We start from the raw sequence: 15,806 nt of genomic DNA, 5'->3' as shown, positions 1-15,806 counted from the left end.
ATCTATCCAGTCTTCACCACTCGCGTGGTGATCGTCATGCCCGCGTCGGCGGCCGATTGTCGGAGCGACTTGGTGTCAGTGAGCCCTTGCGCAACGCACGAGGCTCACGTGCGTTGAGGTAGGTGTTCGAAGTCCCAACCCACAGGCACAGAAGCCGCGTTGGTTCCGTATTCTGCCGCACCCGACCCGCCTCACGCCCCGGTCGAGTGAGTCTCAATGACGGCGTCAAGCCGATTGGGTGGCTGGTGGAGTGGGCGTGAAGTGTCGCTTGTCACGCAGCATGGCCCAGAGGACGTCAACGGGCCCAGCGGGACGCCGCGTTCGCCGCCTGGGCGTTCACCGGGGGCGCGTAGTCGGGCGTGATCCCGGTTGCACTGCTGGTAGTGCTCGGGCAGTTCGTGGTGGTAGGAGGGGGTACGGGCTGTGGCGCCGGCGCCCTGGCGGGCGCGGTCGGCCAGGACGAGGGTCTGTCGTGTGCGGCAGTTCTCGATCACGCCGTGAGCACGGGCGGCGGTCAGGTCGTGAGTGCGTCCGGGCAGGGCCCGCGAGAACCACACGTGTGTGCCGTCGGGTGCGGCGACGACCTGCACATTCATGCCGTGCTTCTTGTGCTTCTGCGCGTAGGACGGCTCGTCCGCCGCGACCCAGTCGGTGGGGATCAGAGTGCCGTCCTGGATCACGAACTCTTCCTCCCCTCGGCCGGTCAGGGCCTCGCGCAGGTTGGGCGCCCAGGCGGCGAGGACGTCGGCCGTCTCGTCCACGTACGCGACTGGGCTGTCCCCGCACGCCGGTATGGCGCTGCTGGTGCTCATTCACGCGATGCCGACCGCCGTATGGCTTGGCGGCTACGTGATTGCTCCTGGCCAAACCCCACGCCTTCTTCCAGAAGCCTTCCGTGCGCCGCGCCATGGACCGCATCACGGTCGTCGTCCTGATCGGGTTCGGCCTCAAGGTCGCTGCAGCCTGGCCGGGTTTCGGTTCAGCGGGGCGGGCGCGATCATGGGACGAGCACGACCGAACCGTGGAACAGGGAATCCCATGACTTTGCAGGAAGGCCAGCGCGTCAAGCTGGCCGCCGATCTTCGCCTGACCGATCCGATCGAGGTGTCCGGGGTGGTCATCGGCATCCTCTCCCTCGCCGCCGACACCGTGGGAACCGTAGTAGAAGTCACGGAGCACGTCCGTGAGGACGCCGCCGTCCGCGAGTACGAGCGGCTCAAGTCGCTGCTCGACTCCTACGGTGACGGCATGCCCCCGGAGAGCAGGAGTCAGCTGGAGCAGAAGGTTGGCGCGCTGGAGCCGGCGTGGGTGGCGTTCCAGGAACAGGGACCCCTGGTGACGGTGCGCGTCCGCTTCGACAACGGGCTCATCCTGGGCGCTTCGCCGCAGGACCTTTACGTGCCCGTGTGATCGCGGTGGCGAGGTGGCGCGTTCTTGCTGAACCGACCCGGAGCCCGGCGTCGGGGGTCCGCTGCACGATCGGGTGACATCGTGATCTGCCCAACAGGCTCTGGTTTCTTGGCTTTTCTTGCTAAATGGACCGGCGGTTTCGTACATCGTGGCGCAGAATGATCGACGGCGGCGTCATGCGTCGTCTCCGCCGGCCGGTCGAGGGGGCTGCCGGTGCGAACTCACAGGACACATAGGGGGGTTCTGCCGTGCGCAGATCCAGACGCACGCTGGGTGCCACGTTCGCTGCGGCGCTCGGTTCGGTACTGCTGGCGATACCGGGGGCCACACCGGCGCACGCGGCGACCGGTGTGTCGTTGCCGCTGTACCAGCTCGCCGACATGAAGGTCGACGGGAGCCATCAGAAGATCTTCCTCAGCATGCCGGCCGGAGTCGACGGCCGGGTAGTGGTGACGGACTACAACGGGAAGAGCACATGGCTGGGCGGCCTGCCGGGGGCCAGCGGGCTGGCGCTCTCGCCCGACAACCAGACCCTGTACGTGGCCGCGCGGGACATCGACACCATCGTGGCGTACGACACCGCGACGCTGGCGGAGACCGCGCGGTACCACGTGGGGGACGGCACAGCCCCGTTGGGTGTGGCGGTCGCGGGTGGGAAGCTGTGGTTCGGCTACGGCGTCAGCGGGGACCTCGGCTCGATCGACGTGCGCGGCCCCGAGCCGGTCGTCGAACTGGGGCTGGACAGTTCGCTGGACTTCGGGGCGGAGCTCGTCACTTCCCCCGCCGACCCGAACATGCTGGTGGTCGGCACCGGTGACCCCAACCGCAACACCCTCACGGTGTACGACGTGAGCAGCGGCTTGCCCGTGATGGCCAAGCGGCGGGTGCTGTCCGGGACCGAGATGAACGGTCTGCGGGACATCGACGTGACACCGGACGGCCGTACGATCCTGACCGCCGCCCTCATCTCGCCGGGGTACCGGGCCTTCCGCCTCGACGATCTCTCGGACGTGGCGACGCATACGGCCCCGGCCTCGCCCCTGGCCGTCGCCGCCGGACCCGACGGCACGGTGGCGGGGGGCGCCCAGAACACCAGCGCCGACATACCGGACGTGTCCCTCTACGCTCCGACTGCCCCGGCTCCGCTCACCGCGGTCGAGCTGGGCGCCGCCACGCAGAGCCCGGTGGTCCGGGGCCTGGCCTGGGCGCCGGACGGCAGCCGGCTCTTCGCCGTGACGGGGGAGAGCGGGGTCATGGGGCTCCGCTTCCACTCCCTCCCGGTCAACACCACGGTGCAGACGGTGCTCGCCCTCGACGCGCCGGCGAGCAGCCGGAAGGGCCGGACGCTGACCCTCACCGGCACGCTGACCCCCGGAATCGCTCCCGGCACCACGGTCACGGTCACACGCCACGACGCCGCCAACCCTGAAGGCGTCTCCCTGGGCGCCGTACCGGTTGCGGCCGACGGTACCTTCACGGCTACCGACGCCCCGGCCAAGGCCGGCGAGGTCCGCTACGTCGTGGCGTACGGCGGCGACCACTGGCACGCCGCCTCCTCGGCTGAGGCGACGGTGGAGATCACCCGCAACTGATTCCCTGCCCGGCGCACCCGATAAAGGGCCGGGACTCGATGGAGGTCGTTGAGTCGCGTTCACCTGCATTCATGTGCGGATATGCGCACGGGCGTTCCGGGCTTTGGGCCCCTCTGAACGGCAGCGTCGACGGCCTGGACGGGCAGCACTGGCAGACCTTGTGGGAGCGGCAGGGGAGCACCTCAGCGGTGAGGATCTCCCCTGCCTCGTGGTCCGACCCGATCTGGATGACTGGGTCGACGCTGTCCAGGAGGCATACGACGACGCTTCCCAGCAGGACAGCCAAGTCGTGCTGGTGGCCCACAGTCTGGGCTGCTGGCCTGCGTCCGCCTGGCTGAACAAGAACCCCTCGAGTCCGACAGGCGGCGCATTCCTGGTCGCACTGCCCGACCCGCACGGGCCGCCGTTCCCACGTCAGGTCGCCACGACGTTCATCGAGGTGTCGGCACAACCGATGGCGTGCCCGGCCCTGGTGGTGGGCAGCACCGATGACCCGTATTGCACCCCTGAAGCAGCCGCCGGCTTCGCGGCGCGGTGGGAGGCGCGATGGCACCTGGCGGGCGCGTGCGGACACATCAACTCCGCCAGCGGCCTGGGCTCATGGCAGCACGGCCGCGAACTTCTGGACTCGCTGCCTCAGCAGTGATCCACCCCCACGTCGGGACGGTCACGCTCATCTCCCAGTCCATGCAACTGGAAGGTCCCCCGGCCAGCGCATCGGTTTCTACACCGCCGAAGCCGGCACTCCCGACCACGACGCCATGCTGCTGCTCGGCCCGACCCCACCCAAGCATTGGATGCTGGATGCGGTGTTCTATCTGGTCGACAACGGCATCAAGTGGCGGGTGACGCCCGCAGTTTTCCCGGCGCGGGATCGGGTGTATGCCTTCTTCCGCCGTTGGCGCGACGGCGCGTTGTCACCGAGCTGCACCACCGTCTCCGCGGCCGGGACCGGCAACGGGCCGGGCGGAGCCGCCGGAGTTGCGGCAGTCCCAGACGCAGCCCCTTGCAGCGATGCGCCCGTGCCGTTCGCCGGGCATTGTCAGAGGCGCGGGCTAGGGTGCTGCGGGACGTACACGTGGCCCCGACGTGGGAGAACGCTCGCATGGCCAAGTTGATCTACATGTTCAATGTGTCCCTGGACGGCTACATCGCCGACGCGGACGGCAATTTCGACTGGGCGGTACCGAATGAGGAGTACTACTCCTTCATCAACGATGTGCTGCGGCCGGTCGGGACCTACCTGTACGGGCGCCGGCTTTTCGACATGATGGCCGTCTGGGAGACCGACCCCTCCATCGCGGGCCAGTCGCCCGGGGCGCGGGAGTTCGCGGAGATCTGGCAGGCGGCTGACAAGGTCGTGTACTCCGGGACGCTGGAGTCGGCCTCCACCATCCGGACCCGCATCGAACGGGACTTCGACCCCGAGGCGGTTCGACGGCTGAAGGCATCTTCCGAACGTGACCTCACCGTCGGTGGGGCCGCCCTCGCCGCTCACGCGATCGCCGCAGGGCTGGTGGACGAGTACCACCTGTTCGTCGGCCCCGCCGTTCTGGGCGGCGGCAAGCCCTTCTTCCCCGACGGGGCCCGGATCCGCTTGGAGCTCTTGGAGGAACGTCGGCTCACCAGCGGCGTGGTCTATCTCCGCTACCGCACCCAGCCGTGAGCACCCGGTGCAGCTGGGCCGGGGCGGATCGGGTGCGCCGACGGCTCAGCTGGTCTGCCCCTGGAGGACCTGGCGGGCGATTCTCAGCTGCCTGGTCCGCAGTGCGGTGCGGTCCTTGAGCACGTCGGGGTGATCGTCGAGCCAGCGCTGCTGCACCACGGCGAGTCTGGCGTAGGCGGTGCACTGTTATCCAGTGTCCTGCTTGCAGTGGACGTCCGCCTTGATTGCGGGGTGGGTACGGATGTGGGTACGGATGTCTGTGTCCTTTCGCGGTCTCTGCGAGTCCAACGTCATCTCCACGGCGGAGGGCTTGTTGGACTGGTCGGTCGTTCTGGATGGGCGCACTCGTTCCTTCCTGGACTGGAGGGGCCCAGGAGCCGGCGGGCCCGGTGCGGGAAGCGATCGTTGTGAGACGCGGTACAGGCCCGCATAAGTCCTGGTGGGGATGCGTGCGGTAGGACATCGGGCGTGGCTTCAGCTGGCTGCGCGTCGCGGACCTTTGGAACATGCGGCCAGGGGGTGCCGGCCCGGGTGGCCGCACCGGGCGGCAGTGCGCTGATCCACGTCAGTGCGGCGTCATGCGTGGGTGGGGCGGGCGTCGGGGGGCTGGTGTACCTTCGGGCGGCCAGCGTTGATGCGTGCAGCCTTGGGGGGCGGCCGAGTGGAGTTGGGGATTCTGGGGGATCTGGCGGTCCGGCGCGGGGGCTTGCCGGTCGACGTCGGATCGCCCAAGGTGCGTCTGCTGCTCGCGGTCCTGCTGAGCAGGCCCGACCGGCCCGTGCCGTCGGAGCTTTTGACGGCGGCGCTGTGGGGCGAGCAACCGCCGCGCTCGGCACGCAAGAACCTGCAGCTATACGTCCATCTGCTGCGCAAGGCCCTGGGCCCGGAGCGCATCGAGCGGCAGGGCGACGGCTATCGCGTGGTGGCGGGTGACGCGCTGGACGCCACGCGGTTCGAACGGCTGGCCCTCCAGGCGGAGGAGGCCCTGCGACAGGGTGAGACAGCGGGCGCGCAGGAGTTGCACGCTGAGGCGCTGCGGTGCTGGAACGGGCCTGCGTTCGCGGAGTTCCTGGATACCGAAGCCATCGCGACCCGGGCGGCCCGGCTGGAGGAGCTGCGTCTGGCCGTGCATGAGCGGTGGGCCGACTGCGGTCTGGCCCTGGGCAGGCATGCCGAGGTGGTCGTGGAGCTGACGGAGCTGCTGCCCCGGCATCCTTTTCGGGAGTCGCTGCGCGGCCAGCTCATGACGGCCCTGTATCGCTCGGGTCGGCAGGCGGAGGCGCTCGAGCTCTACCGGCAGACCCATGCGCTGTACGGGAGCGAACTGGGTGTCGAGCCCGGCCCGGGTCTGCAGCGCCTGCACCAGGCGATGCTCCGCGGCGACGAGGGCCTCATGCCCTCTGCGGCCCCTGTCGCGGCAGGGGAGCCGGCCGGGGCCAACCCCTACCGGGGCCTGCCGGCGTTCACCCCCTCGGATCACGACCGGTTCTTCGGCCGCGACCGGCTGTGCGGGCTGCTGTGGGAGCGCGTGGAACGCTTCCCCGTGGTCGTCGTGTTCGGCGCCTCGGGATCGGGGAAGACCTCGCTGCTGGCGGCGGGCCTACTGGGCCGGATCCGGCGGGAGACGACCGCTCGGTGGCAGCCGGTCATGATGACGCCGACCGACCAGCCGGTGAAACAGCTGGCGACCGCGCTCGCCGAACACGAACGGCCCGCCGGTCAGGCGCTGCTGGTGGTCGATCAGTTCGAAGAACTGTTCACCGTGTGCTCCGATCCCACCGTACGGGAGGAGTTCGTCGCCGGGCTGTTGGCGGCGTCCCATGCCGGAACGAAGGTCGTGCTCAGTGTCCGTGCGGACTTCTTCGTCCAGATGACCGGGCTGAGCGGGCTGGCGCCGGCGCTGATGAGCGAGGCGCAGCTGCTGGTCGGTCCGCCCTCGGCCGCTGAACTGCGCGAGCTGATCGTCCGGCCGGCGGACCTTGAGGGCTGCTCGGTCGACGCCGATCTGCTGGCCACCGTCGTGGCGGAGGCCTCCGGCGCTGCCGCCGCACTGCCGTTGGTGTCCCACGCGCTGCGGGAGACCTGGCGCAACCGGGCGGGCCGCACCCTGACCCTCGCCGCGTACCACGCAGGGGGCGGGATGCACGATGCGATCGCCCAGACCGCCGAGCACGTCTACGCCGAGCTCGAACCAGCCGAGCAGGACCTGGTGCGCCGGCTCATGCAACGGTTGATCAGCCTGGACGAGGACGGGGTCCGGGACAGCCGGCGGCGGGTCCCGCAGACCGAACTCGACGGGATGGGCCCGGCCGCGGCAGTCGCGGACGTGGTCGGCGAGCTGGTGGCGGCCCGCCTGCTGGTCGTGGACGAGGATCGGGTGGAGATCGCCCACGAGGCGCTCATCGTGGCGTGGCCCAGGTTGCGCGCCTGGCTGAGCGAGGACCGCCGACGCCTGGTCGTACGGCAGCGGCTCACCGCCGCGGCCCGGGTCTGGCAGCAGTCGGGGCGGGACGCCGGAGGGCTCTACCGGGGCGCGGGGCTGGCCGAGGCGCGCCCGCACCGCTCGGAGCTGAACCTTTTGGAGCGTGAGTTCCTCGACGCCAGCGAGGAACTGGCCGAGTCCGAACTCGCTGCGGCGCGGCGCCGGGTCCGCCGGCTGAGGGTCCTGGCGGTGGTGCTGGCGGTCCTGCTGGCGGCGACCGTGGCCGGGGGCGGTGCCGCCTGGCAGCAGCGGCAGGTGGCACAGCGCGAGCACCTGACCGTCCTGGCCCATCAGGCCGCGCTCACCTCGCGCTCGTTGGTCGCCACCGACCCGGACGTCGCCCGGTCCCTCGCCCTGGCCGCCTACCGGCTCCGTCCCGACGCCGACACCCTGGGCGCGATGATCAGTACGTCGGCGTCCGCGCAGCCCAGCGTCGTACTCAACACCAACGGGCCCGCGTCGTTCGGCCTGGCACTGTCCCCGCACGGCTCGCTGGTGGCCGCGGCCACCAGCGACGGCACCGTGGAGTTGTGGGATCCGAAACGACATCGGAGGCTGGCCTCCTTCACCGAGCATGTCGTCAAGCCGCTCCCGGAGGGGTTCTTCGCGCTGAGGGTGGCCTTCAACGCCGACGGCAGTCGGCTGGCGTCCCTGGCCCGGGTGAACAATCCGCAGCAGCCGACCGCAGGCTCGGTCGTCGTGCGGGAGGTCCGGTCGAGGAAGGTGCTGTTCAAGCAGGGCGTATCCGGCGACCTCAGCAACGGTCTGGCCTTCAGCGCCGACGGCACGGTCGTGGCCTACGGCACGGGCGCGGGCACACGCGTAGCCACACTGGGCGGTGGTGGCAAGGCCGTGTTCCTGCCCACCGGTATGCCCGCGGCACTCAGCCTGGCCGGCGATCAGCGCTCGCTCGCCGTCACCCGTCCCGATGGGACGGTGGCCGTCTGGGACATCGAAACCGGTCGCCGTCGCGTCGAGCTGAACACCGAAGGCGTCCAGATGGCCCGTTTCGGCTCCACATCCGATGTCCTGGCCACGGCCTCCGAAGAACACGGCATCAGGTTCTGGCGGCTGACCGGCCGCTCGGCCCGCCAGTTCGCCGACCTCCCGGTGCAGACGGCCTTCCCCTGGATGATCTCCGCGCCGGTCGGTGACCGGATCGCGATCGCCGACGAAGAGGGCATGATCTCGGTCTGGGACTACCGGCGCCGCGAGCAGATCGCCCGCCACGCCGACCGCTACCGCTCGGAGACCATGGCCCTGGACCTGGCACCGGACGCGAGCACGGTGGTCTCGGGCGGCCTGGGACGCACCATCGTGGTGCGCCGGACGGTCCTTCCCTTCAGCGGTCATGGCGGCGCCGTGAACGACGTGGACGTCAGCCCCGACGGCCGGCTCGTCGCCTCCGCCGGCGACGACAGGTCCGTACGGATCTGGAATACCTCCGGTGCTGCCGAAAGGCTGCTGGGCGGACACTCCGACCACGTCAAGGCAGTCGCGTTCAACCCCGACGCCACGGTGCTGGCGGCCGTGACGCGCGACCACACCCTGACCCTGTGGAACCCCTCGACCGGGCGCCGCCACACCACCATCGCCTTCACCGGTATGGGCACCGGCACGGACGTCGCCTTCAGCCCGGACGGCAGCACGGTCACCGTGATGTCCCTGGGAGGAACGTTCCGCTGGAGGGTCAGCGACCCGGCACACCCCCGGCCACTGCCGGCGCCGGAAGGCCCGCGCACCTCGACCGCCATGACCTACCCCGCCCGGGGCGGCCTCCTCGCCGCGAGCACACCGGCCGGCGGCATCGCCGTGTGGAGCACCGCCGACGACCGGCTGGTCAAGGCCTTCCCGGCCACGCAGGGCTCCACGCAGGACATCGCCGCCACTCCGGCAGGCGATCTGATCGCCACCGCCGGCTCGGACCACACGGTGCGCCTGTGGTCGACCCGGACAGGGCAGAGCAGGGGCACCCTGACCGGCCACACCGCAGCGGTCGGCACGCTCGCCTTCAGCCGGGACGGACGCCTCCTCGCCTCGGCAGGCGAGGACCACACCATCGTCGTCTGGGATGTACGAACCCACCGGCGCATCGCCACCCTCACCGGCCACTCGGCAGCGGTGCAGGGCTTGGCGTTCACCCCGGACGGAACCCTGCTGTCCGCGGGAGCCGACCAGCGCATCATCCACTGGCCGCTCACCGCGACCGAGGCCATCCGGCGCATTTGCCAGGCCACCGCCTCACCGCCCACCGCGGCGCAACTCGACCGCCACCTCCCCGGCCAGGACACCGGCGCGCTCTGCCCGCAGCCCTGACCCGGGTACGCCGCCGGCGCGGCCTGCTCTCCCCTGTCATGCAGTCCGTGGCTGGCACCACCGGCCAGGGCAACCGGGTGACCTCCGTAAATACCCGGCCTATACCGACGCAACGCACGCTCAGCGCACCGGTCGACCCCCTGCCGGCGAGCTCACGATGAGGGCCGAACAGGGCTGCCGCCACCTCGGCCCTCATCGTGACCGCCAGGGGGGACACACCGCGACCCAACGCGGCCGCGTGCAGCGCCCAGCCACAGCGGAAGGGCATCTGCCGTCCCATCGCCGCCCGTACACCCGCCCCACACACGCATGAACTCGGCACCAAAGAAGGAGGTCCGTTGATATCCCTCATCCGCACGCTCAGCCCAGGGCTGCTCGGCAGACTGCTCGTGGCTGTTGTCGCCCTCGTCGTCCTGCCCTGGCAGGCCGCGGCGCCGGCTGCCGCGGCGGCCCCGCCCATCGCCTTCCAACTGCCCTTCACCTGCGGCCAGCAGTGGCGACTCGACAGCTGGGCACACGCACCCGCGCTCGACATGGTCCGCGAGCCCAACCAGGTGGGCACCGAAGGAGCACCCGTGCTGGCTCCGGCCTCCGGCACGGTCCGGCAGTCCTTCTACCACTCCAACGCCGGCAACGTGATCCAGATCAACCACGGGCAGCGCTACTTCACCACCTACCTGCACCTGCAGACCCGCGACGTCAGCGTGGGCCAGACGGTGCAGCGCGGCCAGTTGATCGGCCGGGTCGGCAAAACGGGGCCCACCTCGAACAACCACCCGCACCTGCACTTCGAGCTCGCCTACGACGCCGACAACAACGGATCCGCCACCTGGGGCAACTCCACCTCGGAACGGGTCCGCCCCTGGTTCAACGGCGTCGAGTACGGCCAAGCCAACGGCCGGACCTGGCGGAACGTCACCAGCAACAACTGCGACGGCACACCAGCGCCTACCTGCAGCGGCATCAACCTCGACTTCACCGCGTACCCCCTCATCCAGCAGGGATCCAGCGGCAATCTGGTCAAGGCGGCGCAGTGCCGGCTGATCACCGCCGGACACAATCCGGGAGAACCGGACGGCGACTTCGGGCCCAACACCCTAACGGCGGTGAAGGCCTTCCAGTCCGCCCGAGGTCTGACGGCCGACGGTGACATCGGCCCCAAGACCTGGACGGCCCTGCTGGCGTACGGCTCGACACCGGCGCTGCAGAGCGGGTCGACCGGCGCGGACGTCAGCCGACTGCAGCGGGCACTGACCGCGGCACTCGGCCGCACCGTGGGCATCGACGGCGACTTCGGCCCCAACACCGAACAAGCCGTGCGCGACTACCAGACCAGCCGCGGTCTCGGCGTCGACGGCGACGTCGGCCCGCAGACCTGGACAGCCTTGCAGGCCGGACGATAACCACCCTCGCAGGCGGCGAAGCACCGCAACTGCGCCCACCGGCGTCGGATCGACCGTGAGGACATCCGGAGCTCTTGGAGAATCGAGGCCGGCGCCGCAGTGGTCCCAAAGGGGATGGTCGCCGGAACAGCCCTGCCAACCAATAGGCCAGCCGCTGAGATCGGTTGGCGAGCGGTACCGAGGCACGGGGCTGCTGCTGGGGAGACGGTTCTGCCCATGGCTTTCCAGCGGAACAACAGATCCCGCCCTGACCGCATGCACCTGGCCCCGCCTCACGCGGCCTGGCGAACCCTGCTGTCCCGCCGGTCGGCAGGGGAGCCAGGGCCCGGCCGCATCTGTGGCCGGAGGCTGTCTGCAGGCGCCCAGAGCTGCTCATGAAACGAAACCAACAGACGGAGGAAACCCCATGAAGTACCGATTCCGAATCACGAAGCCCGTCTCAGCCGTGCTGTGTGTCATGGCGCTGGCAGTCGGAGCCGGCAGCACGGCCGCGGCCGCCACGGACCGGACCGCGCAGTCGGCCGAGTCGAAGTACGCGGCGCAGGCGAAAGCGGTGGGCCTTTCGAGCCGGCAGGCAGCCCAGGTGCAGGACCGGGTGGACGCCAAGCTGGCGGACATCAAGGTTCCGGCGGAACAGGTGGCGTACAACGAGATCCGGGCGAAGGACGGCAGCGCGATCATCACGGTGTCCGTGCCCGGCGTCGCCAACACCAGCTGCGCCTACGAGTACCTGTGCCTGTGGACCGGTCCCAACTGGACCGACAGCAAGGTGTCGTTTTACCAGTGTCGGGACTACGACCTGAACAACTACGCCTTCAACAACGACACCCTCACCTCGTACAAGAACAACCAGACCACCGGCACGGTGGCCCGGTTCTACAACTGGGAGGGCCGCAAGGTGTACAAGTTCGGCAGCACGGCCTACCACACGGAGGACAGTCTCGCGAACACCCCCTGGGACAACATGATCGACATAGTCGACGTCTGCTGAGCCCTTGCCGGTAGCCCGATCATCAGAGTGGCCGCTGCTGTATCGCCCGCGGCGGGCGTGAGTTCGGGGGTGTCGGCCCGGTCCGGTGATCTTCGGGTCGGCCGCGCATGAGGGGGCCTCCTGCACGGCTCGTGGGTGGCGAATCCACAGAGCAGCAGGAGGCCCCCGGTGCTGCAGGCTGAAAGGGCTCAATGTCAGTGCCGTGCTGTTCACTTGGCCGCGTGAACGCCTCAGCTCTGCGCACCCGTCTGAGCGACGCCTGGCGCGCCCCCGAACTGCCCTGCCCGCTGCCCACTCATGGGGCAGGGCATGTCTGTCTGCCCAGTGACGCGGAGGAAGCGCCGTGAGCAGCGGGCGGTACAGCTCGTCTACAAGTTCCGCGACCCCGGCCTGGCCGAGGGCCTGGGCGCAAGCCCGCTGGTAGTGGTGATTGGTCTCCCAGGCGGCGGGCGGCCGCCAGCGCGGGAGGACACCATCCGGCCACGTGGGCAGCGGACGGGAAAGGATGGTGCCTCGCCGTGGGATGGGCCCGCTCGTGCACGGGGCAGGGCCTCCCGCTCGACAGGCTCCAGGGCTCGCAGCATCCCCGTGGTCACCACGATCCGGTCGGCCCTGCCCCGACCGCCGGCAGTGCGAAGGCATCAGGGTGGAGGTCGTTGAGCACGCACAAACCCCCCGCGTCCGGTAGCCCGGCGACCCAGCCGCGCGGTCTCGTACCCCCTACTGCTCTTCGGGCTGCTCGCCACGAGCGTTGTCGCCACCTGAACCCGTCGGCCGCCCGCCCCACCTGCACTACGGGTGTCCAGTGCGGGGAAGTGCTTCGTCGCGCTCGTGACGATCTCGCGTGCGTGGCGTCATCACTTCCTCCCGGGCGGTCCGGTGCCGGAACCGTCGCGTGTCCGGCGCCCCGACGCAGGCACCACGCGCCGTGGTGGGGCGGCCTGTACGTCGGCCGGCCACCTTGGGCCTGTGACACGGATGGGCTGTGTCCCTACGGTGACTGCGGCTCGCAGACGATCTCGTCACGCGGCTTGTAGTGGGTGCGGAACGGCTCGCGCCGCACCTCCTTGCCGTCCTGCACGAAGACCCGCTGCACAGCGACGTCGAAGCCCTCCAGCGGAGTCTGCGGGACGCACCGTTCAGCCGTGCTCATCCTGCGCTCGGGCTGTTTCACCTGGGTGCGCGGGCTCTTGATCGAGGTGATCTCGTCGTACTTGCGGGTGCCCAGGAACGAGATCGTCACCGAGGTGTCGGTGGAATGCGCCTGGATGTAGATGGTGTGGCCCGAGTCGTTGTTGAACCGCAGGTCCAGGCTCCCCCAGGCGACCGTCGCCTCGCGTCCCTCGGGGTAGCGCTCGATGTAGAACGAGTGGGCGCCGTGCTCCAGGGGCTTGACGCCGGCGAAGAACATCGCGTTGAACATGGTCGTGGCCACTGCCGACACGCCTCCGCCGGGCGCCTTCGTGAACTCGTCGTTGAGGATCATCACGCCCTCGACGAAGCCGTTGGCCTCAGTGCGTTGGCCGACGGTCCGGTTGAAGCTCCAGTCCTCGCCCGGCATGACGACGGAGCCGTTGATCAGTTCCACCGCACGGCCGATGTTCCGCGAGCGGTACGCCGCCGGTTCGAAGTTGACGGTGAAGGAGGACATCTGTTCGCGCAGGCCGAGCCGCTCGGCGTTCGCGCGGGTCACCTGGGGCTCGGCCACGAGCGTGGTGATCTCGCCGCTGCGGGCCGCGCCCCGCTGGGTGAGCAGCGGCATCACGGCCTTGCCCAGTGCTTCGGCGGTGACGGTGTGCCCGGCCCGGCCGTCCTCGGCCACTTCGACGCGGTTGCCGGCCAGGCGCAGTTCGGCGTTGTGCGCTCGGGCGGGCAGGGTGGAAAGGGGGCGGGCCACCGCCGGGTCGGCGCGCAGGCCCTCGGCGTCCACCTTCGGCGTCAGGTGCCCGGCGGCGTCCGCGTGCATCCGCAGGTGCCGGCCCAGGACCGACTGGTCGATGGTGAAGCGCCGGTCGGCCGCGGTGAGGGTGACGGGCCCCGACATGGCGGGCTCCGCGAACGTGCGCACCGCCCGCCGTATCTCCCGCTCGGTGATCTTGGGCTTCGTCTCATGGGTGGGCAGAGCGGTGACGGCGTTGGCGTCGCCCTCCAGGAAGGCGGTGCTCAGGGTGGCGACGGCGGCGTCTGTGTCGAGGGCGTGGCCGCTGTGCGGGGTGACCGGCCGGACCTGGCCGTTCTCGAAGGTGACGGCGCCTTCGCGGACCTTCTGGTCGAGCGCCTTCGCCATCTTCTTCAGGGTGTCGTGGGCCTTGTCCTCGTCAACGTGTACGGCTGGCTCGATGGGGCCGCCCGAGCTGAAGAGGCCGCCGATCACGCTGAACGGGTCGGCGCTCTCGGTGCGGCCCGCACGGTCTACGGTCGCCTCGTAGTCGAAGGTGATGCCCATTTTCCGAGGGTTGACCGTGGTCGTGCGGTCACCGACCGTCACGGCCAGTTCGCGGGTGCCGGCCGGTCCGAGCCGGTCCTGAAGCTTCTCGACGGCCTCCGCGCGGCTCAGGCCCCCGATGTCGATGCCGCGCACTGTCGTTCCGCCCTCTATGTCACCGCCCGACAGCAGCAGCCCGGCGAGATACAGGCCGCCGACGCCGACGGTGAGGGCACCGCCGGCCAGGGCCAGCGGCGGCAGCGAGCCGATAGGGCGAGCTATGACGGTTCGCGGGACGGAGGGGATGCGGAGGCGCATGAGTCTCCAGGGCGGGCGATCGACGAGGGCGGCGCGTGGATGACGCGACGCTGTGCGCGAGGCAAACGCATCCAGCTAGCCACAAACGGGCGAAAACGCCTATGGCGTGGACCACGTTTGCCCCGGATCGCGCCTTGTCTCCCCTCCTGGAGCCAGCGCCGCGACTTACGTTCCGGACGCTGCTTGCGCCCTCCCGTCTGCTGCGGCCTTGATCGTCCTGGAGGCCTCCGGCCTTGTTGCGGCGCACCGAGGCGAGGAAGGGCGCGGCGATCAGGACCACACCGATCAGGCCCATGATCAGCTCGCTGATCTGGTGCTGGAAGGTGATCAGCACGATCGCCGCGAGGGTGCCGATCGCGTGATGGGCGCCGTGCCCCAGGCAGACGTTGTCGTCCAGGGTGCCCTGGCGGACCAGGTAGACGATGAGCGACCGCACGTACATCGCGCCGATGCCCAGACCCAGCGCCATCAGCACGATGTCGTTGGGGATGGCGAAGGCGCCGATCAAGCCGTCGAAGGAGAAGGACGCGTCCAGGACCTCGAGGTAGAGGAACATGAAGAAGGCGGCCCTGCCGGCCAGGATGACCGCGGAGCGGGGCTTGCCCGCGCGCTCCGCCGCTTCCTCCGCCTCGTGCTCGCGCTCCTCCTCTTCCTCCAGCTTGTCCTCGAAGTAGCCCGAGAGCCCGCCGACCCGGCTCCCGCAGTGGTTCTTGGCGTTGTGCGGCGGTTGCCTGGGCCCAGGGCATCACGAACCAGGTGTGGCCGGCGTCGAAGTCGAGCACCGGTATGGCGTGGGGATGACCGTCCAGCAGCTGGCCGATCTCGATTTCCTGCCGCATGCGGGCCACTGGCCGTTCCGCCGGCTATCTGCTGTGCAGTTTCTTCAGCGCCACCTTCGTGCCGGTGGCCTTGTGGAGCCCTTCGAACACATCTCCCTGACCCCCGTCCGAGACCGGCACACGCGGGCAGGCGTAGTCCGTGCGCTCACCGCGGGCGGCGAGCCGGACGACGGCGTAATCCACCTGGCCGGTCGGTATGAGCGTCGCGGCGGCCGGGGCAGCGGGGTGTGCGGTGCGGCCGTCTGCGCGGAAACCTGCGCGAGCAGCTCCGCGTGCACGGCCGCCACCACGTCGAGGTCGTACCGGGCGGAATCGATGTATCCCTCACTGTCGGCCCGGCTGTCCAGCACGCCTGCGTGCTGCG

At 69.9% G+C, this 15,806-nt stretch carries 10 protein-coding genes and 5 pseudogenes; 12 read left to right on the top strand and 3 right to left on the bottom strand.

Annotated elements, in window-relative coordinates:
- Positions 1–332: 332 nt before the first annotated feature.
- Positions 333–764, bottom strand: a pseudogene (locus tag ACWDRW_RS17875) (transposase family protein); the annotation flags it as partial.
- Between the two features lie 274 nt (positions 765–1,038).
- Here ACWDRW_RS17875 and ACWDRW_RS17870 point away from each other — a divergent pair.
- The 11 genes and pseudogenes from ACWDRW_RS17870 to ACWDRW_RS17820 all read left to right on the top strand — a co-directional run bounded on the left by ACWDRW_RS17870 (position 1,039) and on the right by ACWDRW_RS17820 (position 12,207).
- Positions 1,039–1,410, top strand: coding sequence for a hypothetical protein (locus ACWDRW_RS17870; RefSeq protein ID WP_451724210.1), 372 nt, complete (start codon positions 1,039–1,041; stop codon positions 1,408–1,410).
- A 248-nt stretch (positions 1,411–1,658) separates the two neighbouring features.
- Entirely contained in the window at positions 1,659–3,002 is a 1,344-nt protein-coding gene (locus tag ACWDRW_RS17865) for a WD40 repeat domain-containing protein (protein ID WP_451724209.1), read from the top strand.
- 208 nt (positions 3,003–3,210) lie between these two features.
- Positions 3,211–3,648: an RBBP9/YdeN family alpha/beta hydrolase gene (locus ACWDRW_RS17860; RefSeq protein WP_451724206.1), complete on the top strand. Its 438-nt coding sequence runs from the start codon at positions 3,211–3,213 to the stop codon at positions 3,646–3,648.
- A 2-nt stretch (positions 3,649–3,650) separates the two neighbouring features.
- A pseudogene (locus ACWDRW_RS17855) lies at positions 3,651–3,790 on the top strand (MmyB family transcriptional regulator); the annotation flags it as partial.
- Positions 3,764–4,120: a transposase gene (locus ACWDRW_RS17850; RefSeq protein ID WP_451724414.1), complete on the top strand. Its 357-nt coding sequence runs from the start codon at positions 3,764–3,766 to the stop codon at positions 4,118–4,120. The pseudogene ACWDRW_RS17855 and the gene ACWDRW_RS17850, both read left to right, overlap by 27 nt.
- Positions 4,108–4,668: a dihydrofolate reductase family protein gene (locus ACWDRW_RS17845; RefSeq protein ID WP_451724203.1), complete on the top strand. Its 561-nt coding sequence runs from the start codon at positions 4,108–4,110 to the stop codon at positions 4,666–4,668. Before ACWDRW_RS17850 ends, ACWDRW_RS17845 begins: the two co-directional genes overlap by 13 nt.
- A gap of 661 nt (positions 4,669–5,329) precedes the next feature.
- Positions 5,330–9,466, top strand: a complete 4,137-nt coding sequence (locus ACWDRW_RS17840; RefSeq protein ID WP_451724201.1) for an nSTAND1 domain-containing NTPase — start codon at positions 5,330–5,332, stop codon at positions 9,464–9,466.
- 533 nt (positions 9,467–9,999) lie between these two features.
- Positions 10,000–10,260 (top strand): annotated as a pseudogene (locus ACWDRW_RS17835) (M23 family metallopeptidase); the annotation flags it as partial.
- A gap of 153 nt (positions 10,261–10,413) precedes the next feature.
- Positions 10,414–10,869, top strand: a pseudogene (locus ACWDRW_RS17830) (peptidoglycan-binding domain-containing protein); the annotation flags it as partial.
- A gap of 457 nt (positions 10,870–11,326) precedes the next feature.
- Positions 11,327–11,860 carry a hypothetical protein gene (locus ACWDRW_RS17825; RefSeq protein WP_451724199.1) on the top strand — a complete coding sequence of 178 codons (534 nt, stop codon included), beginning with the start codon at positions 11,327–11,329 and terminating at the stop codon, positions 11,858–11,860.
- 221 nt (positions 11,861–12,081) lie between these two features.
- Positions 12,082–12,207, top strand: a complete 126-nt coding sequence (locus ACWDRW_RS17820) for a hypothetical protein (RefSeq protein WP_451724198.1) — start codon at positions 12,082–12,084, stop codon at positions 12,205–12,207.
- Positions 12,208–12,851: 644 nt separating this feature from the next.
- Here the strand turns inward: ACWDRW_RS17820 and ACWDRW_RS17815 are convergent.
- Positions 12,852–14,603 carry a VanW family protein gene (locus tag ACWDRW_RS17815; protein WP_451724197.1) on the bottom strand — a complete coding sequence of 584 codons (1,752 nt, stop codon included), beginning with the start codon at positions 14,601–14,603 and terminating at the stop codon, positions 12,852–12,854.
- Positions 14,604–14,802: 199 nt separating this feature from the next.
- Positions 14,803–15,294: pseudogene (locus ACWDRW_RS17810) on the bottom strand (DUF475 domain-containing protein); the annotation flags it as partial.
- Between the two features lie 67 nt (positions 15,295–15,361).
- Here ACWDRW_RS17810 and ACWDRW_RS17805 point away from each other — a divergent pair.
- On the top strand, positions 15,362–15,806 hold a 445-nt coding region (locus tag ACWDRW_RS17805), incomplete at its 3' end, for a hypothetical protein (protein ID WP_451724195.1).

This window comes from Streptomyces sp. NPDC003635, assembly GCF_053587635.1.
The sequence above is the reverse complement of the archived record's forward strand: the minus strand, read 5'-3'. Positions and strand labels throughout refer to the sequence as shown.